At 47.4% G+C, this 561-nt stretch carries 1 protein-coding gene; it reads right to left on the reverse strand.

Annotated elements, in window-relative coordinates; translation table 11 throughout:
• On the reverse strand, positions 1 to 561 hold a 561-nt coding region (locus AC1M83_RS14160), incomplete at both ends, for a GA-like domain-containing protein (protein WP_481590941.1).

Genomic DNA, 561 nt, shown 5'->3' on the forward strand with positions numbered 1-561 from the left:
CACGTGCTTGAGTCAGCTCAGCAAGTTCTGTTGGCGTGATTAAACCATCTGATTCTGCATCTGCTAGTGCTTGCTCTGCCTCAGCATATGCCGCTTCAGCCGCCTCTACTGCCTCTGTCGCTTCTTCAAGTGCTGCAACTGCATCATCCACACCATCTTCGTTTTCATCATTTACTGCTGGTAAGGTAATGTCGACTAGATCATTTAAACGACCTTGTAGCGCATCTTTTTCTGCTTGTACTGCCTCAGGTAATACTGTCACTTTTGTTTGTGCTTCTGTTTTCGCAGCAAGTGCATCATCACGTGCTTGAGTCAGTGCAGTAAGTTCTGTTGGCGTGATGAGGCCATTGGCATTTGCATCGATCAGCGCTTGTTCCGCCGCAGCGTATGCTGCTTCTGCTGCCTCTACTGCTGCTTCAGCCGCTGCTAGAGCTTCTCCAATATCATCAACAACACCATCTTCATCTTCGTCATTTACTGTTGGTAAAGTGATATCAACCAGATCATTTAAACGACCTTGTAGCGCATCTTTTGCTGCTTGTACTGCCTCAGGTAACGCTG

It is taken from the genome of Acinetobacter sp. 25-47-130 (assembly GCF_056779705.1).